28 protein-coding genes are annotated in these 25,088 nt (G+C 45.0%); 9 read left to right on the forward strand and 19 right to left on the reverse strand.

Translation table 11 applies throughout. The annotated features are described in order from the left end of the window. Positions 1-79 precede the first annotated feature (79 nt). The 19 genes from hflX to comGA form a co-directional block, all read right to left on the reverse strand. Positions 80-1,312 (reverse strand): GTPase HflX, encoded by a 1,233-nt coding sequence (hflX, locus tag AWM73_RS05460; RefSeq protein ID WP_060778432.1) that lies wholly within the window; start codon positions 1,310-1,312, stop codon positions 80-82. Positions 1,313-1,331: 19 nt separating this feature from the next. Next, positions 1,332-2,270: a tRNA (adenosine(37)-N6)-dimethylallyltransferase MiaA gene (gene miaA / locus AWM73_RS05465; protein ID WP_060778433.1), complete on the reverse strand. Its 939-nt coding sequence runs from the start codon at positions 2,268-2,270 to the stop codon at positions 1,332-1,334. Further along, entirely contained in the window at positions 2,260-3,972 is a 1,713-nt protein-coding gene (gene recN, locus AWM73_RS05470; RefSeq protein ID WP_060778434.1) for a DNA repair protein RecN, read from the reverse strand. Before recN ends, miaA begins: the two co-directional genes overlap by 11 nt. 15 nt (positions 3,973-3,987) lie before the next feature. Next, on the reverse strand, positions 3,988-4,806 hold the full coding sequence (locus AWM73_RS05475; RefSeq protein WP_060778435.1) for a TlyA family RNA methyltransferase: 819 nt from the start codon (positions 4,804-4,806) through the stop codon (positions 3,988-3,990). A 2-nt stretch (positions 4,807-4,808) separates the two neighbouring features. Then, entirely contained in the window at positions 4,809-5,708 is a 900-nt protein-coding gene (locus AWM73_RS05480) for a polyprenyl synthetase family protein (RefSeq protein WP_060778436.1), read from the reverse strand. After that, positions 5,708-5,953 carry an exodeoxyribonuclease VII small subunit gene (locus tag AWM73_RS05485; RefSeq protein WP_013669827.1) on the reverse strand — a complete coding sequence of 82 codons (246 nt, stop codon included), beginning with the start codon at positions 5,951-5,953 and terminating at the stop codon, positions 5,708-5,710. The genes AWM73_RS05480 and AWM73_RS05485 overlap by 1 nt, the downstream gene beginning before the upstream one ends. Next, positions 5,946-7,331 carry an exodeoxyribonuclease VII large subunit gene (gene xseA / locus AWM73_RS05490; protein ID WP_060778437.1) on the reverse strand — a complete coding sequence of 462 codons (1,386 nt, stop codon included), beginning with the start codon at positions 7,329-7,331 and terminating at the stop codon, positions 5,946-5,948. The genes AWM73_RS05485 and xseA overlap by 8 nt, the downstream gene beginning before the upstream one ends. Next, a complete protein-coding gene (locus tag AWM73_RS05495) occupies positions 7,324-8,175 on the reverse strand; it encodes a bifunctional 5,10-methylenetetrahydrofolate dehydrogenase/5,10-methenyltetrahydrofolate cyclohydrolase (protein WP_060778438.1) in 852 nt (283 codons plus the stop codon). Before AWM73_RS05495 ends, xseA begins: the two co-directional genes overlap by 8 nt. A gap of 226 nt (positions 8,176-8,401) precedes the next feature. Continuing rightward, entirely contained in the window at positions 8,402-8,986 is a 585-nt protein-coding gene (nusB, locus tag AWM73_RS05500) for a transcription antitermination factor NusB (protein ID WP_060778439.1), read from the reverse strand. A gap of 13 nt (positions 8,987-8,999) precedes the next feature. Continuing rightward, positions 9,000-9,371 (reverse strand): Asp23/Gls24 family envelope stress response protein, encoded by a 372-nt coding sequence (locus tag AWM73_RS05505; protein WP_060778440.1) that lies wholly within the window; start codon positions 9,369-9,371, stop codon positions 9,000-9,002. Positions 9,372-9,545: 174 nt separating this feature from the next. Continuing rightward, a complete protein-coding gene (gene efp / locus AWM73_RS05510) occupies positions 9,546-10,103 on the reverse strand; it encodes an elongation factor P (protein WP_013668769.1) in 558 nt (185 codons plus the stop codon). A 96-nt stretch (positions 10,104-10,199) separates the two neighbouring features. Next, entirely contained in the window at positions 10,200-11,279 is a 1,080-nt protein-coding gene (locus AWM73_RS05515; RefSeq protein WP_060778441.1) for a M24 family metallopeptidase, read from the reverse strand. Positions 11,280-11,575: 296 nt separating this feature from the next. After that, a complete protein-coding gene (locus tag AWM73_RS05520) occupies positions 11,576-12,532 on the reverse strand; it encodes a hypothetical protein (protein WP_060778442.1) in 957 nt (318 codons plus the stop codon). Next, positions 12,525-12,998 carry a competence type IV pilus minor pilin ComGF gene (comGF, locus tag AWM73_RS05525; RefSeq protein ID WP_060778443.1) on the reverse strand — a complete coding sequence of 158 codons (474 nt, stop codon included), beginning with the start codon at positions 12,996-12,998 and terminating at the stop codon, positions 12,525-12,527. The genes AWM73_RS05520 and comGF overlap by 8 nt, the downstream gene beginning before the upstream one ends. Continuing rightward, positions 12,967-13,269 carry a hypothetical protein gene (locus AWM73_RS05530; RefSeq protein ID WP_143238440.1) on the reverse strand — a complete coding sequence of 101 codons (303 nt, stop codon included), beginning with the start codon at positions 13,267-13,269 and terminating at the stop codon, positions 12,967-12,969. The genes comGF and AWM73_RS05530 overlap by 32 nt, the downstream gene beginning before the upstream one ends. Continuing rightward, complete coding sequence (locus AWM73_RS05535; RefSeq protein ID WP_060778445.1) at positions 13,244-13,696, reverse strand: type II secretion system protein; 453 nt, start codon at positions 13,694-13,696, stop codon at positions 13,244-13,246. The genes AWM73_RS05530 and AWM73_RS05535 overlap by 26 nt, the downstream gene beginning before the upstream one ends. A 2-nt stretch (positions 13,697-13,698) precedes the next feature. Further along, the gene (comGC, locus tag AWM73_RS05540) at positions 13,699-14,022 is read right to left on the reverse strand and encodes a competence type IV pilus major pilin ComGC (protein ID WP_230080697.1); all 324 of its coding nucleotides are present in this window, start codon (positions 14,020-14,022) and stop codon (positions 13,699-13,701) included. Continuing rightward, positions 14,019-15,104, reverse strand: a complete 1,086-nt coding sequence (comGB, locus tag AWM73_RS05545; RefSeq protein ID WP_060778446.1) for a competence type IV pilus assembly protein ComGB — start codon at positions 15,102-15,104, stop codon at positions 14,019-14,021. Before comGB ends, comGC begins: the two co-directional genes overlap by 4 nt. Beyond that, on the reverse strand, positions 15,049-16,053 hold the full coding sequence (gene comGA / locus AWM73_RS05550; RefSeq protein ID WP_060778447.1) for a competence type IV pilus ATPase ComGA: 1,005 nt from the start codon (positions 16,051-16,053) through the stop codon (positions 15,049-15,051). The genes comGB and comGA overlap by 56 nt, the downstream gene beginning before the upstream one ends. Before the next feature lie 344 nt (positions 16,054-16,397). Here comGA and AWM73_RS05555 point away from each other — a divergent pair, with 344 nt between their 5' ends. Genes AWM73_RS05555 through AWM73_RS05595 form a run of 9 tightly spaced genes read left to right on the forward strand, consistent with a single transcriptional unit; the run spans position 16,398 to position 24,991 of the window. After that, positions 16,398-16,727: a hypothetical protein gene (locus AWM73_RS05555; protein WP_060778448.1), complete on the forward strand. Its 330-nt coding sequence runs from the start codon at positions 16,398-16,400 to the stop codon at positions 16,725-16,727. Then, positions 16,720-17,757 carry a V-type ATPase subunit gene (locus tag AWM73_RS05560; protein WP_060778449.1) on the forward strand — a complete coding sequence of 346 codons (1,038 nt, stop codon included), beginning with the start codon at positions 16,720-16,722 and terminating at the stop codon, positions 17,755-17,757. Before AWM73_RS05555 ends, AWM73_RS05560 begins: the two co-directional genes overlap by 8 nt. Before the next feature lie 14 nt (positions 17,758-17,771). Next, on the forward strand, positions 17,772-19,721 hold the full coding sequence (locus AWM73_RS05565; RefSeq protein ID WP_060778450.1) for a V-type ATP synthase subunit I: 1,950 nt from the start codon (positions 17,772-17,774) through the stop codon (positions 19,719-19,721). Positions 19,722-19,774: 53 nt separating this feature from the next. After that, complete coding sequence (locus AWM73_RS05570; RefSeq protein ID WP_082702867.1) at positions 19,775-20,221, forward strand: ATP synthase subunit C; 447 nt, start codon at positions 19,775-19,777, stop codon at positions 20,219-20,221. Then, complete coding sequence (locus tag AWM73_RS05575) at positions 20,221-20,529, forward strand: V-type ATP synthase subunit F (protein WP_060778451.1); 309 nt, start codon at positions 20,221-20,223, stop codon at positions 20,527-20,529. The genes AWM73_RS05570 and AWM73_RS05575 overlap by 1 nt, the downstream gene beginning before the upstream one ends. Before the next feature lie 14 nt (positions 20,530-20,543). Further along, the gene (locus AWM73_RS05580) at positions 20,544-21,122 is read left to right on the forward strand and encodes a V-type ATP synthase subunit E (protein ID WP_060778452.1); all 579 of its coding nucleotides are present in this window, start codon (positions 20,544-20,546) and stop codon (positions 21,120-21,122) included. A gap of 3 nt (positions 21,123-21,125) precedes the next feature. Then, positions 21,126-22,889 (forward strand): V-type ATP synthase subunit A, encoded by a 1,764-nt coding sequence (locus AWM73_RS05585; RefSeq protein ID WP_060778453.1) that lies wholly within the window; start codon positions 21,126-21,128, stop codon positions 22,887-22,889. A gap of 12 nt (positions 22,890-22,901) precedes the next feature. Further along, positions 22,902-24,335 (forward strand): V-type ATP synthase subunit B, encoded by a 1,434-nt coding sequence (locus AWM73_RS05590; protein WP_060778454.1) that lies wholly within the window; start codon positions 22,902-22,904, stop codon positions 24,333-24,335. After that, complete coding sequence (locus AWM73_RS05595; RefSeq protein WP_060778455.1) at positions 24,335-24,991, forward strand: V-type ATP synthase subunit D; 657 nt, start codon at positions 24,335-24,337, stop codon at positions 24,989-24,991. Before AWM73_RS05590 ends, AWM73_RS05595 begins: the two co-directional genes overlap by 1 nt. The last annotated feature ends 97 nt before the right edge of the window (positions 24,992-25,088 follow it).

Genomic DNA, 25,088 nt, shown 5'->3' on the forward strand with positions numbered 1-25,088 from the left:
GTGAGGGATCTTAGCCCGAACCGATGCCATGGCTTTTAAAGACCCAAACTTCAAAAGCAGAACGTATGCTCGAAATTTTTTATTCAGTTTTAGGTAGTGGAAGATAGTCAGGCTTATAGCCCATAATTTGATAGGATTCGCTATCTTTATCAAATTCAAACTTCTCAATATAGAAACGGTTTTGCCATCCTAACCATTCATTAGCCGCTTCCGGCGCAACTTGAACCGCAAAGGGTTGGTAGATGGTCTTGACCTGGTTAACAATGGCTTGACGCAAGGCTTCAATGTCCTGGCTATCCTGGGCCGAGATCAAAAGATGGGGGCTGGACGGGGTAAGCACTTGTTGGCCCGCTTCCACTTGGTCCCGCTTATTATAGATATAGAGCTTAGGTAGGTCTTGCATATCCAGGTCTTCCAGTAATTGATTAACCACTTCTTCTTGTTCAAGAGCAAAAGCTGAGGAGGCATCGACAACGATCATCAACAAGTCCACATTGCGACTCTCCTCCAGGGTCGAGTGGAAGGCATCGATAATCATAGGTGGCAAGTCTTGGATAAAGCCAACCGTATCCGTTAGGGTAATTTCAAAATGATTGGGCAGGGAAAACTTCCTCGTGAGCGGCGTTAAGGTGGCGAAAAGTTGGTCAGCCTGGTAGGTTTGGGCATCGGTTAAGGCGTTAATCAAGGTCGACTTACCGGCATTGGTATAACCTAAGAGGCCAATTTTAAAGAGACCTGACTTTTGCCGGCGTTCCCGGGTTAACTCCCTCTGCTTTTCCACTTCTTTTAATTCATGGCGGATTTTTTGGATTTCATTACGGAGAACACGGCGGTCTTGTTCCAACTTGGTTTCCCCTGGGCCCCGGGTACCGATCCCCCCACCAAGTCGGGATAGGACCGTCCCCATCCCTGCTAGTCGGGGCAAGAGATATTCATTTTGGGCCAAGGCCACCTGCAACTTCCCTTCCTTAGAGGTTGCCCGGCTGGCAAAGATATCTAAGATTAGCTGTACTCGGTCAATGACTGGACAATCAATAGCCTCTTGGAGGTTGCGGTTTTGTGACGGGGATAATTGTTGGTAGAAGATCACCAAGTCAATATCTAATTCCTGACTCAAGTCATGGATTTCTCTAACCTTACCGCTTCCAATCAGATAGCGGGCATCCTCTTGGTCGCGCTTCTGACCTTGCCGGCTAACCACTTGACCGCCCGCAGTTTCTACTAAGGCCGCTAATTCATCCATTTGCATGGTGAAACGCAGGTCAGTGGTTTGAGGAAGTTGTAAACCGATAATTAATACATTTTCTGGCATAGAAACCTCCTTTCATTTTCTACTTATCTAGGAAAGCCGCCACATCACTAATGACGCTAGCTAAGCTATCCTCTGCTTCTACTAAATTATACCAGTGGACCTGGTCCATCCGATTCTTCAACCAGGTCAGCTGGCGTTTGGCATAGCGCCGAGAGTTTCTTTTCAGACGGTTAAGGCTAGTGTCCAAGTCCTCTTCCCCCCTTAAATAGGGAAAGACTTCCTTATAGCCGATCGACTGCAAGCTTTGGCTTTTTGGATCGAGGTCCTGGTCTAAGAGCCACTGGGCTTCCTTTAAAAGCCCCTGGTCCACCATCAGGTCAACCCGCTGGTTAATCCGCTCATACAAACGCTGGCGGTCACAGTAAAGGCCAATGAAATAATAGTCATAAGGACTTTGATGGTCACCATGAGTCTCCTTGGCTTGGGAGAAGAGCTGTCCGGAAAAAGTTCCCACTTCTAAGGCCCGGATCACCCGCTTGACATTATTGGGATGGATCTTTTGGGCAGCCTGGGGATCTAAGTCGACCAATTTTTGGTGGAGGGCCTGGTTACCCTGACTGCCTGCAAAGTCCTCCATTTGCTGTCTAAAGTATGGATGAGGCTCCACCTGTCCACCCAAGGAGAGGTCAAAGAGAAAGGATTCCAAATAGAGACCGGTCCCGCCCACTAAAATCGGCAAGTCTCCAACTGCTCTAATGTCTTGGACTGCTGTTTGGGCGTCCCGTTTAAAGTCAGCTACGGTATAGGCCTCATCAACTTGGCGGATGTCAAGTAAATGATGGGGAATCCCTTGGCGCTCACTTTCTGTTGCCTTAGCTGTCCCGATATCTAAATCCTGGTAGACCTGCATGGCGTCTCCATTAATGACTTGCCCTTGGAAATGTTGGGCCAGTTCGATACTAAGGGCCGTTTTCCCCACGGCGGTAGGTCCACCGATACAAATTAACTTAGTTTTCATTACTATCTTGCCTTCTTTGCTTGCGGTAGGCTTGGGCTTGCTTTAATTGGTCTTGGGCGGCCCGACGACTAGCCTCAGTCATCACTTCACCGGTTGTCATGTGGCCAATCTCCCCTACCCGCTCTTGGTCATTCAAGCGACTAACCTGGGTTTTGGTCTGGTCGTCATGGCTGACTTTAGAGATATGTAACTGATGGTCAGCCATAGCCGCCACTTGGGGCAGGTGGGAAATACAGAGCACCTGGGCCGATAAGGCAATCTCAAACATCTTATTGGCAATGGCCTGGGCTACCCGGCCACTGACTCCGGTATCCACCTCGTCAAAAATAACTGTGGAAGTTGGTCGGCTAGCCTGTAAAATGGCCTTAATGGCTAGGATAATCCGTGACAGTTCCCCGCCACTAGCTATCTTATGTAAGGGTCTTAAGGGCTCGCCAGGGTTAGTTTGGATATAAAAGGTTACCTCATCAGCTCCAGAAGCGGCAAAGCTTTTTCTTTGTTTAAAGTCAACCGCAAAGCGGGTATTCTTCATATATAAGTCGGCCAACTGTTCTTCAATAGCCTGCTCCAATTCCTCTGCGACCACAAGACGTTTTTGGTGGAGGGCCTTGGCAGATTTTGAAATGGCTTGCTTGGCCTGCTTAAAATCAGCTTCCAATTCTTCTTGGTGGCTTTCCCGGTCTTGTAAGGCCTGGTAGTCCTTTTGAGCTTCTTGGTAATAAGCTAGGATATCAGCAATAGCCTTGCCATACTTGTGTTTCAATTGGTCTATTGTGGCTAGGCGTTCTTCAATTTGGTCCAAACGTCTGGGGTCATAGGATAGGGAGTCCAAGTTATCCCGGATACTGTAAGCCAGTTCTTGAACACTATAGTAGGCGGATTGGGCCTGTTCATAATAGGCCTTATAATCGCTATCCAAATCTTCAATTTGTCCTAGAGCCTGGCTAGACTCACTCAGTAAGTCAACCGCATTGCCCTGGCCTTCTGACAAGGCATTCAAGGCCTGGCCTAGGGAAGAGACAATATTTTGGTAGCTTTGGAGCTTTTGCCGCTCTTCACTGAGTTCTTCGTCCTCACCTGGGACCAATTGAGCTAGTTCGATTTCATTGAGCTGAAACTTCAGTAAGTCCAAACGTTGGGCCACTTCCTGCTCATTTAAGGCAAAGTCCTTGACCGCCTTTTTAGCCTGACGGTAGTTTTGATAGTCTTTGGCGTAGGCTTCCTGTTCCTGAGCAATCCGACTCCCCGCATATTGGTCGAGGAGGTCCAAGTGGTTTTTAGGGTCAAGTAAGGTTTGATGTTCATTTTGCCCATGAATTTCAAGTAAATAGTCGCCCAATTCTTTGAGCAGGGAAACCGTTAAGGGCACACCATTGACCTTGATGGTATTGCGGCCCTTTTGGTCTAGGGCCCGGGTGATAAGAAGTTGGTCATCTTCAAAGGGAATGTCCTGGTCCTTAAGAAAGTCTCGTCCTGCATCGGAAAAATCCGGCAGGTAAAAGATCCCCCGTAGTTTAAGGGCCTTGGTCCCATAGCGGATAAAGTCGACGGAGCCCCGACCACCAGCTAAAAGGCCCAGGGCATCGATAATAATGGACTTCCCTGCCCCCGTTTCCCCGGTCAGGACCGTCATGCCTTCATCAAAGTCAATGGTCACTTGGTCAATAATGGCGAAATTTTCAATGACGATATTTTGTAACATGACCCCTGTTCCTTTCTAATGAAATTGTTGGTGGGCAGCCTGAACGACTTCCAGGCTATTAACCGAATCAGAAATCTCTCCTTGCTGGTCTTCTTGGTGGTTTTCTAAGAGCGTGAGAAACTCGATATTTCCCGTGCCTCCAGTAATGGGTGAATAGGTCAGGTCTAAGACATCATAGCCCATTTCGGTCGCCGCCTGGAAGATCATTTCAATGACCTCTTCATGGATTTTTCCGTCTCGGACCAACCCTTTCTTACCTACCTTGTCTTTGCCCGCTTCAAATTGAGGTTTGATCAAGGCCACCACCTTGCCTTGGTCTTTGAGGATGGCCTTAAGAGGCGGCAAGATGAGCTTTAGAGAGATGAAGGAAACGTCGATCACAGCAATATCAGGAACACCCTCAGTAAAGTCTTCCGGTTGACTGTAACGGAAGTTGGTCTGCTCCATCACGGTCACCCGGTCATCATTACGGATTTTCCAATCCAATTGGTTAGTCCCCACGTCTAGCGCATAGGAGTGGACCGCTCCGTTTTGTAAGGCAACATCAGTAAAGCCCCCGGTAGAAGAGCCAATGTCTAAAACATTCAATCCGGTAAAATCTAAATCAAATTGCTTGATGGCTTTTTCTAATTTGAAACCACCCCGGGATACATAGGGCAATTCATGCCCTTTTCTTTCTAAGACAGATTCGACTGGGATCTTTTCCCCGGCCTTGTCAATCCGTTCTTGTTTTTCGGTATAGATCTTGCCCGCCATAATTAAACGCTTGGCCTTTTCCCGGGAATCGGCTAGGCCTTGGCGGACCACCATAATATCTGCACGTTCTTTTGTCATGGCTATCCCTTTCCATAATCCATGCTGAGGTAATTGAGGAAGTCAGTCAGTAATTGCGGATCGAAGTTCCTTTCCTGACTGCTTAAATTGTCAAGGGCCACTTGGCAGGCTTGCCTTTCGCTAGCTAGGGCTGCTAAAGCCCCTTCCTTACCCAGGAGACTAGGATAGGTATTCTTATCACTATCCTGATCTCCATGCGACTTCTTGCCCCGCTCTTCATCCGTCCACATGACTTCTTGGAGATCATTTTGAATTTGATAAGCGATGCCAAAATGCTGGGCATATCTTTCTAGGGCATCCTGAGCCTCTTGGTCAAGGCCCATGATCAGAGCGGCTGACATGATAGCGAAGTGAATCAAGGCACCAGTCTTCTTGCCATGCAGGTTTTTCAGTTCTTCAATCGTCAAGTGTTTTTCTTCACTGGCCATATCCATAACCTGTCCGTCCACCATGCCAGACTTACCAGCTGCTTGGGCTAAAAGTTGAACTAATTCGAGTTTAAGTTGAGGGTCAATGTCATCCTGATTTTGGCTCAAGACTTCAAAGGCCAGGGTCAGTAAGGCGTCCCCCGCTAAGATAGCGGTAGCCTCATCAAACTTCTTATGGTTGGTCAGTTGGCCCCGGCGGTAGTCATCATCGTCCATAGCAGGTAAGTCGTCATGGATGAGTGAATAAGTGTGGATATATTCCACCGCGCAAGCTGGAGCCAGACCTAAATGATAATCATAGCCAAAACTGGCTAGTGTGGCTAGTAAAAGACTAGGACGGAGGCGCTTGCCCCCATTCTCTAAGGAATAGCGCATGGAAGCCAGGAGACTGTCCTGGCTATCCTGACCTAAATGAGCAATTAAGGCCGCTTCTAAGTCCTTATCAATGCTTTGGCGGAAGCTCTTCAAATCCATTATTGGTCCTCATTTCCCTTGGCGACTTCAAATTCTTCTAATTCATCTTGGTCATTCATGAGTTTAGCCATGGTCTTTTCAGCTTTTTCTAAGCTTTGGCTACAGTAGTTAGATAGCTTGACCCCTCTTTGAAAGGCGTCCATAGATTCTTTCAAGGGAATATCGCCGTTTTGTAGTTGGGCCACAATCCCTTCGAGTTCCTTCAGGGCTTCTTCAAAGCTTAGTTCCTCAATCTTACTATTCATTATCATTCTCCTTATTTTCTAATGGCTTTAGGGCTTCTTTCTTGGATCCAATGACCTGACTGTTTAAGTAACCATCGGCTAGTCTGAGCTGGACCTTATCACCAATAGCCACTTGGTCCACCGATTCAACCGGTACCTGGTTTTTGCTTAAGTAAACGTAACCTCCCGATAGGCGCTTGAGGGGGGATAAGAGGTCTAACTTGCCCGCCAATTGCTGTAATTGGTAGTGCTTGCGTTCCAAGAGTTGGCCTTGGACTTGACGTAAAGACTCGCCTAGACTGGCCAACTTGTGCTTGTTTTCAAGGACTAAGACCTTGGGGCTCAAACCCTGTAATTCAGATTGGACCTGTCTCAGTCGGCGCTCTTCTTGGTAAACTTTGTTGGATACCAGGTCATTTAAACGGCTATCCAAGTCAGCCAATTTAAGCCGGTAACCGTCGTACATTTTTTCCGGTTGCTTAAATAAATAGGATGACTTGACCTGCTGTAAGCGTTGTTGGAAATAGTTTAAGCGGTTAAGTTGGATTTGGATCAGACGCTGTTTATAGTCGTTAATGGTAAAGACCAGGTCATTGAGAACTGGGGTAGCTAATTCGGCTGCTGCCGTTGGGGTAGCTGCTCGTTGGTCACTGACATAGTCCGACAAGGTCGTATCGGTCTCATGTCCAATCGACGAAATCACTGGGGTTTGGCAGGCAGCAATGGCCCGGACCACTTCCTCTTCGTTAAAGCACCACAAGTCTTCAATAGAACCCCCACCCCGGCCAACAATAATGGTGTCATAGGCACCACTTGAGTCCGCACGCTCGATATTTCTCACAATACTCTTAGCTGCTTCTTGGCCTTGGACCACGGTTGGATAGAGGACAATTTGAACAATAGGATAGCGGCGTCTGGCGGTTGTAATAATATCCCGAATCACAGCTCCAGAGGGTGAAGTCACTACGGCAATCCGCTTGGGGTACTTAGGAATCGGCTTGGCCTCAAAGGTAAAAAGACCTTCCTCACCTAGTTTCTGCTTCAATTGTTCAAAGCGGACATAAAATTGACCGATCCCATCCGGCTGGATATGGTCAATAATGATGGAATAGCGGCCGGTTTTTTCGTAGAGACTCAGTCTACCGATGACTTGAACCTTCATCCCATCTTCCAAGTCAAAATTGAGTTTTGAAAAGGTCCCCCGAAAGATAATGGCAGAAATATAAGCGTCATCATCCTTGAGGCCGAAATACTGGTGCTTATTCCTACCTCGGTTTCGAAAGCCTGACACTTCCCCTACCAAATGAACGGTTTGCATATAGGGGTCGCGGTCAAACTTGGCCTTAATGTATTTGGTTAACTGGGAGACCGAGAGATACTGGTCTTGGGCATCATTCATCAATAACACTCGTTTCTATGGCATGGATTAATTGGTCAAAGATCAGGGTAGTGGTTAGGGGGCCGACGCCACCCGGAACAGGGGTCAACCAGCCTTCTTTACCTTCTAAGGCTTCAAAATCCACATCCCCACTAACTTTCCCGTTTTCATCATAATTAGTTCCAATGTCAATGACTACCGCGCCTTCCTTAACCATATCAGCTTGGATAAAGTGGGGCTTACCGATGGCCACACAAAGGATATCGGCCGCTTGAGTAATGGCTGTTAAATCTTGGGTCTTAGAGTGGCAGACGGTGACTGTGGCGTGGCGAGAGAGAAGTAACTGGGACAAGGGCTTACCAACGATATTACTGCGCCCGATAACCACGGCTTGCTTACCCGCAATGTCAATCCCGGAGGCTTCAATTAAGCGCAAGGCAGACAAGGCGGTATTAGGAATCATTTTGGGAGTTCCTTTTAACAAGTAGCCCAAGTTCAAGGGGTGGAGGCCATCCAAGTCTTTTTCTGGGGCAATGGCTTCGATGACTTCCTGCTCATTGATATGCTTGGGCAGGGGCATTTCCACCATAATTCCATGAACATTGGAATCAGCATTCTTTTCTTTAATGGCTTGGACTAATTCCTCAGTAGAAGTGGATGCTTTTAGGGAGATAAAATCATAGGTCACCCCTAATTTTTCTGCTAGACGGCCTTTGACCTTGGCGTAGGCAGCGCTGGCATCATCACTCTCCACTAAAAAAGTCACCATCCGCGGCTGAATGCCCTGGCCTTTTAAGGCTTGCACCCGTTGGCTCAAGTCAGCCTTCAGGGGCTCTGTAATCGTCTTCGCTTGCAATGCTTGCATGTTATCGCTCCATTCACTTTACAAATTCTCTTACCTCTAAGTATATAAGAATTTCCCCTAAAACAAAAGTCAGGAAAACAGGTCAAAAAAGCCCTGAACCACTAAGACAAACCCAAGCCGGTAGTTAAAACTACCTGCTATGGTTGGCCAAGTGGTGGTCAGGGCTAACTATTAAAACACATATTTAGTTAACAAAAGGAATGGATGGGAGGCTCGGCGACCTTAATCAGTGATTCTCCTCTGACTGCTTGTCTTCGGCTGTGGCTAAGATACTAGAAAGAACCCCATTGATAAAGCGCCGGGAGGCTTCATCAGAATAGCGGCGAGCTAGATGAATGGCTTCATCGACTGCTACGACACCTGGTACCCGGTCATGGTCCCCATAAAGAATCTCATAGACGCCTACCCTTAAAATAGCCAGATTCATTGCCTCTAAGCGGTTAAGCGACCACTTGCCTTGGATGTGATCTTCAATGGCTTGGTCAATACTTTCTTGGTGGGAGGCAATCCCATCTAAAAGCTCTTGGTAATAAGACGGTAAGCTGAGCTCTTCGTCTTCTGAGACAGGTGCTTGTTTGAAGCGCTTATTGGTCTTCATTTCGCCCTGACTCTTCTCCAAGGGAAGCCCCTGATTCTTCAATTGATCCAATTGTTCTTGGTCAATTTCTTCATAGCTTAGTTGATCTTCCAGATCGCCGAGATTAGCTAATAAGTAAGCAAAACTCTCTTCCTTAGTGCTTTCCGGTACCATGGCCTCTTGGTAAAGAGTGAGTACCGCTAGTTCACGTATTTGTGATAATCCTAAATTCATTATTGCCACCTAACTATTGTTCCCAAATGGCGAGATCGCAAACCACAACATTGACCCGGTCTACCAGAATGTCTGTCATTTCATAGATCGTTTCTTTGACATGTTTTTGCAAAGCCAGCATGGTTTTAGGAATATCGCGACCATATTCACTAACGACTGCCATTTCAACCACGACTTGGCCTGACTCGTCATTATAGAGTCGGACACTGTTGGCTTTGGAAAAGAAAGCCTGGAACGATCCTTGATATTCATTGATGGGTAGCGCGCCTTCGATATGCTCACAAGCAATGCGGGCTATGGTTTCAATCACTTCTGGAGCTATATTGATACTTCCCTTAGCATCCACTTCATGGGAAAGAGCATCCTTTGCTGTTGGTGTTGTCATATTATCGCCTCTCTTCATGACATCATTCTTAATGAGATAGACAAAAGGATTTACTATTTTCTTTAATAGATAGTGTTGATAAGCATTCGTTTTGCTTAGAAATATTTACCAAACTAAACTTTCGTCAAATAATCATCAACAATATATTATGATAAAAATAGTTTTTACTTAAAACTAAGCGCGAGAGATGTATTCGCCATCGTTGGTGTTGATGACTAATTTATCCCCTTTGTTAACAAAGAATGGCACATTAACAACTAGGCCGGTTTCCATAGTAGCGGGTTTGCTTCCCCCTGATGCGGTATTGCCTTTGATGGAAGGTTCAGTTTCGGCTACTTCAAGTTCCACAGTGTTAGGTACTTCTAGACCAATGACTTCGCCTTCAAAGGAAACCACAGAAACGATCATATTTTCTAATAAATATTTTAATTCATTTTCGATTTTTTCAGTTGGAATTTCAATTTGTTCAAAGGTTGTGGTGTCCATGAAGACATGGGAATCCCCTGCTGCATATAAGTATTGCATTTCTTGGGAATCGATGTGGGCAGTTTCCACTTTTTCACCGGCACGCCAGGTCTTATCAGTCACGGCACCTGAACGTAGGTTTCTTAATTTAGAACGGACAAAGGCAGACCCTTTACCAGGTTTCACGTGTTGGAATTCAATAATCCGATATAAGTTACCACCGTCTTGGATAGTTAAGCCGTTTTTAAAGTCATTTGTTGTTATCATTCTTTATCTCCTTTTTTCTTGAAATCATATCTATTTTAGCATAGTCTAGCTAATTTAGCATAGTCGAGCTAATTTTTCCCTAACTTGCTTGATATTTTACAAAACAATCAATTCACGTGGGGATTTGGTGATGTATTCGTTGCCATCTTCATGGATGAGTAAGTCGTCTTCAATTCGGACCCCACCCAAGTTTTCTAGGTAGATCCCAGGTTCATCGGTAATAAATTGGTCCGCTTTTAAGACATTTTTGCTGTTTGGTCCAGCCATTGGCGCTTCATGGACTTCAAGACCGATACTATGGCCCAGCGAGTGCCCGAAGTTCTTACCATAACCTTGGCTTTCAATATAGTCTCTAGCGATGGCGTCCAGTTCTTGGCCAGTCATGCCAGGTTTCAAGGCGTCTTGGACCATGCGGTTAGCATCAAAGACAATTTGGTAGATCTTTTCTAAAGTGGTGTCGACTTGCCCCACTGCTACGGTCCGGGTCATGTCGGAGCAATAGCCTTGGTAGTAGCAACCAAAGTCAATAGTAATTAACTCATGGTTGGCGATTAATTTGTCGGTAGCGACCCCGTGAGGCATGGCTGAGCGTTTTCCAGAAGCCACGATAGTATCGAAGGAAATCCCACTAGCACCAAATTCGCGCATCTTAAAGTCCAGGGTATTGGCAATATCAATTTCACTGATTCCCGGTTTAATATAACCTAAGATATACTCGAAGGCCTTATCAGTAATCTCACAGGCCTTTTTGATCTTGTTGATTTCGTCAGCGTCTTTAACTTGACGAAGAACTTCAATCATTCCAGAGGCAGGCACCAATTGAACTTCTAAAACATTTTCAAAGTCGTCAAATTGAGCGACTGTCACATGTTGTTCTTCATAACCGAGTTGACTAACCCCATTTTCTTGGAGTAATTCTTGGATCAGACGCAAGGGGGAAGAATGTGAGGCAGAACCACCTGCTTCAATGACCTCATAACCTTGACACTGAAGTTTGGCTTGCTCGGTGTAACGAAAATCCGTAATAAAGTAAGCATTATTGGTTGTTACTAAGGCTAGTCCACTTGTCCCAGTAAAGCCAGTCATGTAGCGCAAATTATAGGAATTGGTCACTAAATAAGCGCCCAAACTTTCTTCTTGCAAACTCGCTTGGAGCTTTTTGATACGTTCTTTCACAATAGTTCCTCCTTATTTACTGAGTAAGTAATGTAAATCGTACACTCCATTCTACCACAAGTTGGGAAAAATATTTTATAAACTTTATTTGATGCCTCTTTCTTAGATGACTTGTAGTTTTTACACAAAGTCGGTCAAATTTTATAGAGTCAAAGATAAAAAGGCTGTGGATTGAACCACAACCTTCTTTAAAACAAATATTCTAATTAAAATCTACTCCAGCGATTTTGTTTTTTGTGACTGTCACACTCTCTAGCTGATTTTGGTCGCTCTGACGGCGTCTTCACATCCTTCTTCTAATAACTTAGATCATAAACGTTGTCACTAGCATAGATGATTACTCGACAGTGTTGCTGGTCATTTTGAGTGTAATATTCAACTTGGCCGAGGTTAAAGTAAAAACGTTTGTTGAGCTTTAGATTTGCTCGTTGATCTTTAATCTGTTGACTGATTTCCTTATCTTGCTGGTCTTTGAGTTTGGCTTTGACTTGCCTGAGCTCTTTTTCTTTAGCCTCAACCATTCTTTTCTTCTTAGCTTCTTCCTGGGCCTTTTCTTCTTCAGGAGAAAGCTCCTTATCTTTTTCTTCAGGTAAATCTTCCTCATCTAATGCCGCTTGCTCCTTATTAACCTCTTCTTCTGCTCTTCTAACGGACAGGTCTTCTTGGGCCTGGTCGTAGTTTGGATAGACATTAACCAGTAAGATTTCTGTCTCCTCATCCTCATTCTCCAGCATTTCCTCTAAACCAGGTCCATTAACTAGGACCTCCTCTGAGTCTAAATCTGTATTGACTTGGATAAGATAAACTTGGTCAGGATCAGATATATCCAATTTACCTTGATCGATTATAGCTGCCAAATACTCCTTATTTAATGAAGCAATTGGTTCATACACGTCTTGGTCTTGATTCTGTTTTTCCTTGTCGTCCTTTAATCTTGCCTCTTGTTCTTCTCGTTTCTTTTCCTGAGCCTCTTCTTCCTTGTCTTGAATCGCTTTTTCGATCCTTTTTTCTTCTTGAGCCAAACGGTCTTCATATTTGGCTTCTATTTCACTTTCTACCTGGTCTTCAATTTTCAAGTATTCATGTTGGTAGGCTATTTCTGCCAAGCTATGGGCCAGGTAACCTTCCGCTACTGTTCGCATATTGGTGATATTGACTTGGTAGAGCTTGAGACTGGCTAGCGATAGTAAGCTCAGGATAAAGAGCAAAGAGAGGGAGTAAAAGAGAATGGAGCCAGACTTATCCTTAATCACTTTCCCTAGCCTCCTCTCTAAAGGAAATCACTGCCTGGTATTCCTTTTGATCGGCCAAGCGGCAATTTACCCTCACTTGGTGAGAATTGACCATGGTAAAATTTACCCATTCCACCCCCATCAGGTAAGGTTGGTGGCCGCGACCAGAGACCAAGCGGCGGATCATGGAAGACTCCCGGTTACTGTAATACTCCATCTGAATCCGTTGACCACTCGCCAGTTGGTAGTTCAAGCGAGTGCCGGTCGCCCAGTTGAGCCGACTATGACGGGCCTCTCTTTGCAGTTGCATCAAGAAAACGCCCCAATCATCTTGTTGGATTTCCTTGACGGCTTGGTAGTGATTAATCTCCACCTCGACCACCAGGACAAAGAGGGATTGGATCATAAAGAATAAGGCTAAGGCCAGGACTGCCTCAATTAAGGTAAAGGCCGACTTATTCCAAGTTTTCCACACTTTCCAATTCAATGCTGACTGCCTCCACTTCTTCTCGACCGGGAACATAGGCGGTCCCCCGAATAAAGTCTACTTGGCTAGTTTTTTCTTGGCCGACGCTAGCTAATATCTCATTATATAAGGCTTCCTGTTGGTCAAGGGCAGCTTGCTGGCGGTTGAAGTGCCCTATCTGTAAGGGAATCATAGTGACAAATAATGAGACAAAGGAGGCAATTAAAAATAAAGAAACCAGAGCTTCGACTAGCATAAATCCCGTCTTATTCCTTACGTTTTTCCACCACATATTTGCCCACTCCTAACTGAAATTTCACCATGTAACGCCCCTGTGGGTAGCGTAGGGTAACCGTTCGCGGCTGGATATAGCCGGTCCCTGGTTGGATGCTGACCTTTTGGTAGGACTGAATTCGGGTATTCTTAGGCAAGAGGATAATATCTTTGATATAAGGATCTTGCCCTTCCTTAGCCTGCATAATCCGCACCTGGTCAGAGAGAAAATAAAGATAGTAGTATTCGCCCTTGATAATGGCCTCCTTTTGACAGGCTTCGTAGCTTTGAAGTATTTTCTGGAGGCAGGTTTCAACAGCTAAATTTTGACTGACTTTTTGACTTTGAATCATGGTCACCGTTAAGATCACCCCCACAATAAATAAGGTTAAGACCATGGATAAAAGGGTCATCCCGGCCTTAGTCTGAACTGACTTAACTTTCATTCTTATTCAGCTGGTAAGGCATTAAAGCGGTCAGCCTGTTCACGACTTAAATAGTCTTCAGCCACCAATTGGTCAATGGTCCCCTCTTGGCCGTCATGGTCATTTTTGTAGAGAATCATTTGGGTTTCTACGGTTTGCCTTAGGGCCTCATCCCCAGTTTCTTGGGCATTGTCTCGCTGGTTCATGATATTGGGTAAGAAGAGTAAGATCAGTAAGCCTAAAATGAAGAGGACAACGATCATTTCTAAAAGCGTAAAGCCCTCTTGCTTATGGACACCTAATTTTTTCATCATTCGATTGGCTTTATAGTTTAAGACATTCATCATCCTGGTATCTCTCCTATCATATTAAACATGGGTAGCATCAACATCAGATAAATCGTTACGATAAATAGGGCAATCACGATAAATAAGCCATTTTGAATCCAACGCATGAGGAGCTTGACCTGGTCTTGGTAATTCTTCAAACAGCGCTGGCTGTAAAGACGCATCTTGAGCGCCAATTGACTCAGTAACTCCCCTTGGTGGACAATGGCAGGAAATTCTCGGGTAAAAATATTGACCTTCCGCAACTGACCGACAATGGCCTGGCCTTCTTCATAAGAATGGGCCAGATAGTGGCCAAAGTCATAGAGGAAGGGAACTTCTTCTTGCTGGCTAAAAGTGTCAATTATCTGCTTAATCGAATAGCCCACCTGGAAGAGCTGGCTGAATTCATAAGCAAAGTAATAGGTGTAATAAAGCCTCAAGAGTCTTCCTAAAATCGGAATTTTAACCAAGGTCTGGGCTTGAACCAAGGGGCCCACCTTTTGCTTCCAGAGTCGAAAAAGCAAATAGAAAAGCACTAGCGCCACGACAAAAATTCCTAAAAGTAAGGGGAGGTTTTCCAAGCACCAAAAAAGTAAGCCTAGTACTCCCGAGTCAGGGCTGGCTTGTAGGCGGTCAAATTGAGGTAAGACAAAGCCCCGCATGCCCAGTAGCATCACTAAGAGTAAAACCACCAGAAAAATCGGATAGCGTAAGCTTTGTCTGATAACGGCTTGCTGCTGAGCCCTCTCCTTGAGATAGGCACTAATCGTCTTTAGTCCTGGGGCAAAATCACCCCAGCGTTCAGCCACTTGGATTTGGAATTGAATATCCTTTGCCAGTTTCATCTCTGCGGTGGTTTCATAGAAGAAATGCCCTTCAATTAATAAGGCTTCCATAGCTTTAAAGGTTTCTTCCTGCTTAGGATAAAGAGCGGCTAAGAAGGAAAAGATATCAATCATTTGAAAGCCTTCCATTAACATATCAGCGATATAGGCAAGCACTTCAGCTTGGAGGGTTTTATTCCAAGAGGAAGTAATTTCATAATTAGCAATTTTCTTCCAACTGATAGGCCGCCAAAAGTTCGGCTTGGATTTTTCCATGGGTATAGGCCTCCTGCAATTTACCATTTAAGGACTTAAAGTCACTGGCCACTTCTCCCTTAGTGAGGTAGTGGGCCAACATACGGGCATTCATCCATTCACAAAAGAGCTGTCGCGAGGCCCCTTCTCCCTTGACAGGGATGAGGCGCTGAGAAGCGACAAACAAGAGCGTTTGCAGCAATTGTTCTTGGCTCAGTCCCAACTCTTTCAAGCGGCCAATAACGCCAATGCAGTTCTTGGCATGGATGGTGGCAATCACCAAGTGCCCGGTTAAGGCTGCCCGCATCACCATCTGAGCAGTTTCTTCATCACGGATTTCACCGATCAAGAGGATATCGGGATGGTGACGGAGACTAGCCTTGATCAGGCGTTCATAAGTTAAGCCTGCCTTGCGATTGACTGATATTTGTAAGAAATTAGCCTCCTTAATTTCGACCGGGTCCTCCATGGTAATCACCTGACAGGCGCGTTCCTGGTAGACCTCTCTTAAGAGATGATAGATGGTTGAAGTCTTTCCCGAGGCCACCGGGCCAGAGAAAAGCATGAGTCCACTTTTTCGATAGAGGTATTTCTTCATCTCCTCTAAGTCTTCAGCCTCCCGCTCACTGTAGAGCCACTGACTTTGGTCATAGAGCAGACGGATCACCAAGGATTCCTGCATGAGGTAGTTGGCTAAGGTAGACAACCTAAGTTCAATTTCTCCCTGGTCTAATTGATAGATCAAGGCCCCTTCTTGGGGTAAACGCTGCTCACCCACATCTAAATGACTGATATACTTCAAATAGCGAATCCAGCGGCTTCCAAAATCTAAGTCAAACTGGCGCACCGGCTTTAGGATTCCCTCTTGGCGGAAATAGACTTGGTAAAGACCCTTTTCTGGCAAGAGATGGATATCATCCACCCGTGTTTGGTAGGCTTCCCTGAGTATTTCTTGAGTGATTTCCTGCAAATTATCCCTCCTTTTCCTTCATTAAATACAGTGAAAGGCTTAGGCGTTAACCGCCTACTTATTGGTCCGCAAAACTCTTCACTTTTTATTTTTAATTTTCTCAGCTTTTTAAGCTAAAAATCAGTTTGCTGACTCTCACACGTCTGAGGCCAAAAATGTCAAATAGCTAAAGCGCTATCATTTTTATCCATGCAAAAATCGTCAGCGAACGCCGACTTTTTACTGTTTTTGCAAGATTTAATCCCGGGTAAAAATGACTTTAATTGCCTTCTGTCCTATAATGAATTGCAGAGCTCAAACTGGCTTTGTGCTTATAAAATAAAAAAAGAAGGATGGTGGAATAGATGGATAAAATCATAGAGCAATTGCACCATATGGAAGTTGATGCCAATCGTCATCTTGAGAGCGTTCAAGAAGAAAAATTAGCCTTGCGTCAAAACTATGACCAAAAAAAAGCTGATTATAAGAAACAAGCTCAAGCAAAATATGACGAAGAATTAGCCAGGGTTCAAGCCCGTAACCAAGACTTACGCGAGAAACGTACCCAAGACTTGCAAGCAAGCTACAACCGACAAATGGAGCAAATCAAACAGCTCGTTGATCATGATCAAGACAGCTACCTCAAGGATTTCTTCAATCAATTACAGGCACTCGGAGTGACAGGCGATGACTAACTATACCGCTATCAACACCAAGGTCCGGGCCATGAAAGGCAAGCTCGTCTTGACTCCAGAAGAAATTGATGACCGCTTAGCAGGTTATACCTTGTCAGACCTCTACCAGGTCCTCGACCAATTGCCTTCCTACCATCAAGTGATGCCTAGCGAACAGAATAAGCTTAACCTCACTGCGGAAAACTTGATTGAACTGATTGATCGGGGCTTGCGCTATGACTTTCTCAAGCTCTACCGCTTTTCTGGTTTCGAACAACGGGCGGCCTTGTCAGTCTATGGGATTCGTTTTGAGCGCGAATTTATCACCAAGGTGCTCAGAGGCTTGGAGCGCCAAGAGTCGGTTCCCTTTGTCGTTAACCCCTTTACTGACTACTTGGAAAATCACCGCCACTTTCACATCGGTGAACTAATTACCAAGACATCGGTCCTTGATGCGATTGATACCTTTAGAGATACCGATTACGGTAAATTCTTTGACGATTACCATGATTATTTCCATGACCACGACTACAACCATTACATTATCAGTACCGTCTTTGAACAATACTGTGCGGTCTTGGTTTGGAAAAAGGCCAGTCGGGTACTTAATGATAAGGCCCTGACCCGCTTTAAGAAGTTATTTGGTAGTGAGATGGACTTAGCCAATATCCGGACCATTTTTCGTTTGAAATTCTACTATAAGGTGGATGAGAACTTTATCCGCTCCCAACTCTTTAGCCCAGGTCGCTATCTCAATGAAGCTAATATCAGTGCCCTCCTGGCTAGCCAGGACAAGAACAGCTTCTTCAACCTCTTGACCAACTTGGGCTACCAAGATTTATTCAAGAGTGGGGAGAATAAAGTCGTAGGCGTGAAGCAACAAAAGGCTTGGTTAAAGGCCATTGAGCACCGTTTTGCTAAGAGTTTACCGCAGTCGGTTTTGCCTCTCTTTGACTATCTCAGCCTCAAAGAACTGGAAGCTGACCTCCTCAAGGAAAAGGTCGAAGCCATTGCCTACCAATCCCCTGTTACTATGCCATTCCATAATTGAAAGGAGTTCCTTGGATGATTACAAAGATGAGTATGGTCAACATCTCTGGTCCCCGTGATGATATCGACCGGATGGCTGACCAATACTTAAGTCATTATGATATTCATTTAGAAAATACGCTAAAGGAATTATCAGAAATTCAGACTTTAAAACCTTATACCAGTCCTGATCCCTACCAACCATGGGCTGATCGGATTGATAACTTATTACAAATCACGAGTGATGAAGAAGAAGAATTAGAAGGCGATTGTCGCGACTTAGACTTTGACTATATCAAACGTCTAGTGACTGAGGTCGAAAAAGATTGCTCCGATGTCCAAGGGCAATTAAATGAAGTCAATGAATCACTGGAAAAGTTAGAGGCTGACTACCACACCTACCTGCCTTTTTCTGAAATCGATTATAACTTAGCAGATATTCTTTCCATGGAAAAGATTAAGTTCCGCTTTGGACGTTTTACTGAAGCCAATTATCGCAAGTTTAAAAAATATATCGATAATATGATTCCTTCTATATTCATCCCCTCTAAGACTGAGGATGGCTATGTTTACGGCCTTTACTTTGTCCCTGCTGAAGCCCGGCAACGGGTAGACGCTTTGTATTTCTCCTTGGCTTGGCAAAGGATTTACCTACCAGAAGAAACTGGGACCTTTAAGGAAATCTTGAGCCGCTACCAAGGCGAAATCCAAAAACTTAAGAAGATGCAAGCTGACCTCGAAACCAAGCTCAAGGCCTTCCTCCTCCCCGTAAGAGACAACTTGCTGGAGGCTAAACAACGTCTCCATAAGTTATCCAAAGCCTTTGGGGTCCGCCGTTATGCAGCCATTACCCGTAATGAATTTGCTAAGAAGGAAACTCGCTATCTCTTAATCGGCTGGATGGATGAAGATGATGCCAAGTCCTTAGTCAACGACGTCAAAGATGATCCTAACGTGACCATCTATATTGAAGACGATAGTGATGAAGATAATATCGAACCTCCCACGAAATTGAAGAATAATTTTTTTACCAAACCCTTTCGTATGATCACTAAGATGTATGGGACCCCCAATTATGAAGAGATGGACCCGACACCCTTAGTGGCGGTAACCTATTCCTTAATGTTTGGGGCTATGTTTGGGGACGTGGGCCACGGGCTCTTACTCTTTTTACTGGGCTTAGCCTCCTACCATCTACCAAAAGTCGCCATGGCCAAGATGTTCTTGCCAGTGGGTATTTCATCGATGCTTTTCGGTTTCTTATACGGTTCCGTGTTTGGGATTGAAGACAAGATTATTGAACCTATCTGGTTGAGTCCAAGTAAGGCTATGACCAATGTGCCCTTCTTTGGAACTTTGAACACGGTCTTTGTGGTGTCAGTTTGCTTTGGGATGTTCTTAATTCTCTTAACCATGCTGATGAATTTTGTCTTACGGCTTAAAGAAGGCGAAAAATTAGAAGCCATCTTTGACCGCAATGGTTTAATGGGCTTGATTTTCTACGGGCTCATGGTTTTGACCTTGGTCCTCTATATGACTGGTCATTCCTTACCTGCCCTAGGAATCATCATTGCCATCATGGTTATATCCCTACTCTGCATTGGTTTTAAGGAACAAATCATTAACTTTATTGAAAAGAAAAAAGCTGACAACGAAGATGGAATTGTTATTCAATTAATTACCGTGTTCTTTGAAGCTTTTGAAACCTTATTATCCTTTATTTCTAATACCATTTCCTTTGTCCGGGTGGGTGCCTTTGCCATCAGCCACGGCGTGATGATGGGGATTGTTTTAATGTTTGCCAATCTAGAAGGTAATAACCCTAACTGGTTGGTCTTTATCCTAGGTAACCTCTTCGTCACTGGATTCGAAGGTTTGGTTGTCTTTATCCAAGTCTTACGGCTAGAATTCTATGAACTCTTCAGTCACTTCTACAAGGGCGACGGAATTGAGTTCAAGAGCGTCTGGTCATCAACCAAGTCATAATTCATAAGTTGTCGATTTAATTCAATTTAATTTTTAAAAAAAGGAGAATGAAAATGTCTATTGCTACAATGCTTAAATTAACTATTGCCCTAACCTTTATCCTTGCTTTTGTCCTTCCAGGCGCTTACTACTTCTTAGGCCATGCCGGTCGGGAACGTTATAAGAAAACCTTGGCTTGGAATGTCTTTGCCCTGGTATCAGGAATTGCGATTGCTTTAATTATTGCCTACCACCCAGAAGTGGCCTTTGCAGCTGGTCAAGAAGCTGGCGCTGCTAGTGACGGTTTAGCCCGTGGCCTAGGTTTTATCGGTGCTGCCCTTTCTACTGGTCTCTCCTGTGTAGGTGCTGGTATTGCCGTATCTAACTCTGCTTCTGCAGCTCTTGGTGCCATTAGTGAAGACGCTTCTATCTTTGGTCGTTCATTGATCTTTGTTGGTTTGGCTGAAGGTATCTCCCTCTTCGGTTTAATTGTTTCCTTCTCTATCCTAGGTCAACTTTAATGAAACAATATCTCATTAGTGATAATGTGCATTCCTTAACCGGGATGAAACTGGTGGGCGTTGACGGCGTCTTAATCAAGGACCAAGATTCATTTGAAGAGGCTTTTCAAGCAGTCTTGGAAAGAAATGATATTGGTGTTTTGATGATTTCGCCCCAGCTGATTGCTGACCACCAAGACCTAGTCGATGAGGTGCGATTCAACCGCTCAACACCTCTGATTGTAGAGATGTTAGGCCCCAGTGAATATGCATCCGAACAATCCTCAATCGCTGACACCATCCAGCGTGCCATTGGGATATCCATTTAGGAGAGGAGCCTAGTATGAAACTTGAAGAAAAAATGGCTTATTTTAAGGATCAAGTGACCCAACAAAGCCAAGCTGAAATTGACCAACAAATTAACCAATATCGGCAAACGCTAGAAGACGATTACCAAAAATTTCAAGAACAAACTGATGAAACTTATGCTCACCGCTTAGTTAACGAGAAAGAAGCCTTACGCAAGGAAAATAATAAGGCCATTTCCCAAATTCAAATTAACCAACAACGGGAATTGTTCTTAACCGAAGAGAATATGAAATTGACTCTCTTCCAAACCTTCACCAAGCAAATCGAAAGCTATCAAAAGAGTGAGGCTTATATTGAACAATTGAAAAAAATGCTGAAGAATATTCAAGCCTACGCAGGTCGTGAAAAATACGACCTCTACATCGATGAAAATGATAGTCATTTAAGAAGTCAATTAGAAAGTTATGCTTCCCACCCTATCATTATCTCTGACCGCCCCTTCATGGGCGGCATCCGGGCGGTATTAAGAGAGCGTCAAATCTTAGTAGACTACTCCTTCTTAACCTTTCTTGACCGCCTCAAAGAAAACTTTGTCATTAAGGAGGCTGATTAATCGATGGGAGAAAATACAATTTATGCCATTAATGGCCCCATTGTTACCGTCAAGGGCAATACCGATTTTTCCATGCAAGAATTGGTCCATGTCGGTAAGAGTCGCTTAGTTGGCGAAGTCATTCGTATCGACCAAGCGAAAACCACCATCCAAGTCTACGAAGAGACCGCCGGCTTAAAACCAGGCGAACCTATCTATGGCAGTGGTTCTGCCATGACGGTTGAGCTGGGTCCTGGTCTCTTGAACAATATCTACGATGGGATTGAACGGCCCCTAGAAGATATCGCTGAAGCCAGTGGTTTCTATATTAAAAGAGGGGTCAACGTCGACTCGCTCGACCGCCAAAAAGCTTGGCAAATCACCCCGACCGTTCAAGTTGGTGACCAAGTATCAGCTGGGGACGTCATCGCTGAAGTCCAAGAAACCCAAGCCATTAAGCATAAAATCATGGTGCCTAATTCTGTCGTGGGTGAAGTCGTTGATGTGGTGGCTCCTGGGTCTTATACCATTGAAGAAACTCTAGCGACTATCCGCCAGTTTAATGGGGAGGAATATCAAGTCAAGGCCTATCAAAAATGGCCCATCCGTACTCCACGTCCTGTGGCTAAACGGCTGGAAAGTACTACCCCACTTTTAACTGGGCAACGGATTATTGATACTGTCTTTCCGATTGCTAAGGGGGGTACAGCGGCCATCCCAGGTGGATTCGGTACCGGAAAAACCACCATGCAACACCAAATCGCTAAGTTTGCTGATGCCGATGTCATTGTCTATATTGGTTGCGGGGAACGGGGTAATGAAATGACGGAAGTCTTGGAAGATTTCTCCAAACTGATTGACCCGCGTTCTAATGCCCCATTAATGGAACGGACCGTCTTAATCGCTAACACTTCCAATATGCCCGTGGCAGCCCGGGAAGCTTCGATCTATACCGGCTTAACCATTGCTGAATACTACCGGGATATGGGGTATGACGTGGCTATTATGGCCGACTCCACTTCCCGCTGGGCAGAAGCCTTACGTGAATTATCCGGGCGTTTGGAAGAAATGCCAGCTGAAGAAGGTTATCCTGCCTACCTGGCTAGTCGGATCGCCACCTTCTACGAAAGAGCCGGCGACATGGAAACCTTAAACCACGACAATGGTTCAGTGTCAATTATCGGGGCGGTCTCCCCTCAAGGTGGGGACTTCTCTGAACCCGTCACCCAAAACACCAAACGTTTCGTCCGTTGTTTCTGGGGATTGGATGCTAACTTAGCTCACGCTCGTCACTACCCAGCCATTAACTGGATGAATTCCTATTCCCAATACGTGGATGACTTAACGGCTTGGTATAATAAACAAGTTTCCGAAGACTTCGTGGAAAACCGCTCACAAATGATGGCCCTACTCCACGAAGAAGATGAATTAAATGAAATCGTTAAATTAATTGGTTCAGATATCTTACCTGATTCGCAAAAATTAACCCTGCAAACCGCACGGATTATTCGTTTAGGTTTCTTACAACAAAACACCTTCCACGAAATCGACCAAGCGGTGCCGATTGCTAAGCAAGCCAAGATGTTAGATGTGATTCTCTATCTCCATTCCCGCTGCCAACAATTGGTCCAATGGGGGATGCCCATGTCTTACATCGCTAAGGCTGATATCTTTAACCAATTAATTACTATGAAGTTTGATGTACCAAATGATGACTTAGATGCTTTTAATCATTATTATGAAGATATTGATCGTTTCTATGAAAAAGCAATGCAAGAAAATGGATAAGGGGGAAAATAAATGGCAATTGAATATTTAGGATTAAGTTCGATTGAAGGCCCTCTTGTCGTGGTCGACGGTGTTAGAGGGGCGGCTTACGGTGATATTGTCCGCTTCCGTACTAACCGTTCTGACCAAAAAGTGGGTCAAATCATCACAATTGAAGGCGAACATGCCCTGATACAGGTTTTTGACTCGACTACTGGGATGTCCTTGGATAACACCCATACCCACTTTACCGGTAAGGGAATGGAATTAGGCCTAGGTCCTGATATCTTAGGACGGACCTTTAACGGGATCGGTCAACCCATTGACGGCTTAGGCGCTATCCACGCTGAAGTGAGCCGTGATGTCAATGGAGCGCCCCTCAACCCCGTTTCACGGATCTATCCCCGTGACTATATCGAAACCGGTTTTTCCGCCATTGACGGACTAACGACTCTAATTCGCGGGCAAAAGCTACCGATCTTCTCCGGTGATGGGATGCCCCATAACCAACTCGCGGCCCAAATTGCGAAGCAAGCCAAGCTCGGTGACGGCGTAGACGGCGAATTTGCGGTCGTCTTTGCAGCCATGGGGGTTAAACACGATGTGGCCGACTTCTTTAAGCGGTCCTTTGAAGAAAGTGGCGCCATGGAACACGTGACCATGTTCGTCAATACCGCTGACGATCCCGTGATGGAACGTTTGATTACCCCACGGATGGCCCTTACCACTGCCGAATACTTGGCTTATGATTTAGGTAAGCATGTCTTGGTTATTCTGACCGATATGACTTCCTTCTGTGAAGCTTTACGTGAAGTTTCTAATGCTAAGCAAGAAATTCCATCCCGTAAAGGTTATCCTGGCTACCTCTATTCCGAGTTAGCTACTATCTATGAACGGGCAGGTATTGTTAAAGGGCGGCAAGGTTCAGTGACCCAAATTCCAATTCTAACCATGCCTAACGACGACATCACCCACCCGATCCCTGACCTTACCGGTTATATTACTGAAGGCCAGGTGGTATTGGACCGGAGTATTGAAGGGAAGAATATCTACCCACCAATTAACCCTCTCCCTTCCCTGTCCCGTTTGATGAAAGACGGGATTGGGGACGGTTACACGCGTGAAGACCATGACGCGGTATCTAACCAACTCTTTGCTGCCTACTCCCAAGCGATTGATGCCCGTTCGCTAGCATCGGTTATTGGGGAAGAAGAACTTTCTGACTTAGATAAGAAATACCTGGCCTTCGGGGAAGCCTTTGAACAAGAATTTATTGGGCAAAAGCAAGATGAAAACCGGACCATTACCGATACCTTAAACTTAGGTTGGGACCTGCTCCGTAGCTTCCCACGGACCGAGTTAAACCGGATGGATAGTCAATTACTCGACAAGTATTATGAAAACACCACTTATTCTTACAAGAAAGATGCCCTAGATAAGGATAGTAAGCAGGACGGTGAAGACTAATGGAAGTCAACCACACCCCCACCAAGGGGAATCTCATGCAGGTTGAAAAAACCTTGCGCTTATCCAAGAACGGCCACGAATTAATGGACCGTAAACGGATGATTTTAATGAATGAAATCATGTCCCTGGTGCAAAAGGCTAAGAAGGTCCAAGAGCAATTAAAGGAGGCCTATCAAAAGGCCTATGAATGCCTCTTTGAAGCCCAAAGAGAGATTGGTTTACATACTATTGCGGACTGGGCCCAAGATGTGCCCCAATCCGATAGCCTTAGTCTCAAAGTCCGTAGCGTGATGGGCAGTGAGGTGCCTGAGGTCGACTACCAAGCTGAAGCCATGCAACCGGCCTATTCCTTCTCACAAACTACCACAATAATGGATGAAGCACGGATTGCCTTTGAAGTAGTCAAGGACTTAGAGATGCAACTGGCCCAAGTGGAAAACGCCGCTTACCGGCTAGCCTCAAATATCCAAAAAACCCAAAAACGGGTTAACGCCTTGAAGAATATCACTATTCCGCAATTACAAGACGCCCAAAGAGACATCTCCTCGGCCCTAGAAGAAAAGGAAAGAGAAGAATTCACCCGTCTTAAAGTGGTTAAACGCATCTTAACCGCCAAGGATGAAGCCCAAAAAGAACGCATGCAGTCTGAAGCATAAAAAAGAAGCCCCTAGAGGCTTCTTTTTTATGTCTATTAATTTATCCTTTTTGCCTTATATCTCCAAAATAAAAAGGAAGCTGATTGATCCCAGCTTC

Origin of the sequence: Aerococcus urinae (genome assembly GCF_001543175.1) — a bacterium.
GTDB lineage: Bacteria > Bacillota > Bacilli > Lactobacillales > Aerococcaceae > Aerococcus > Aerococcus urinae.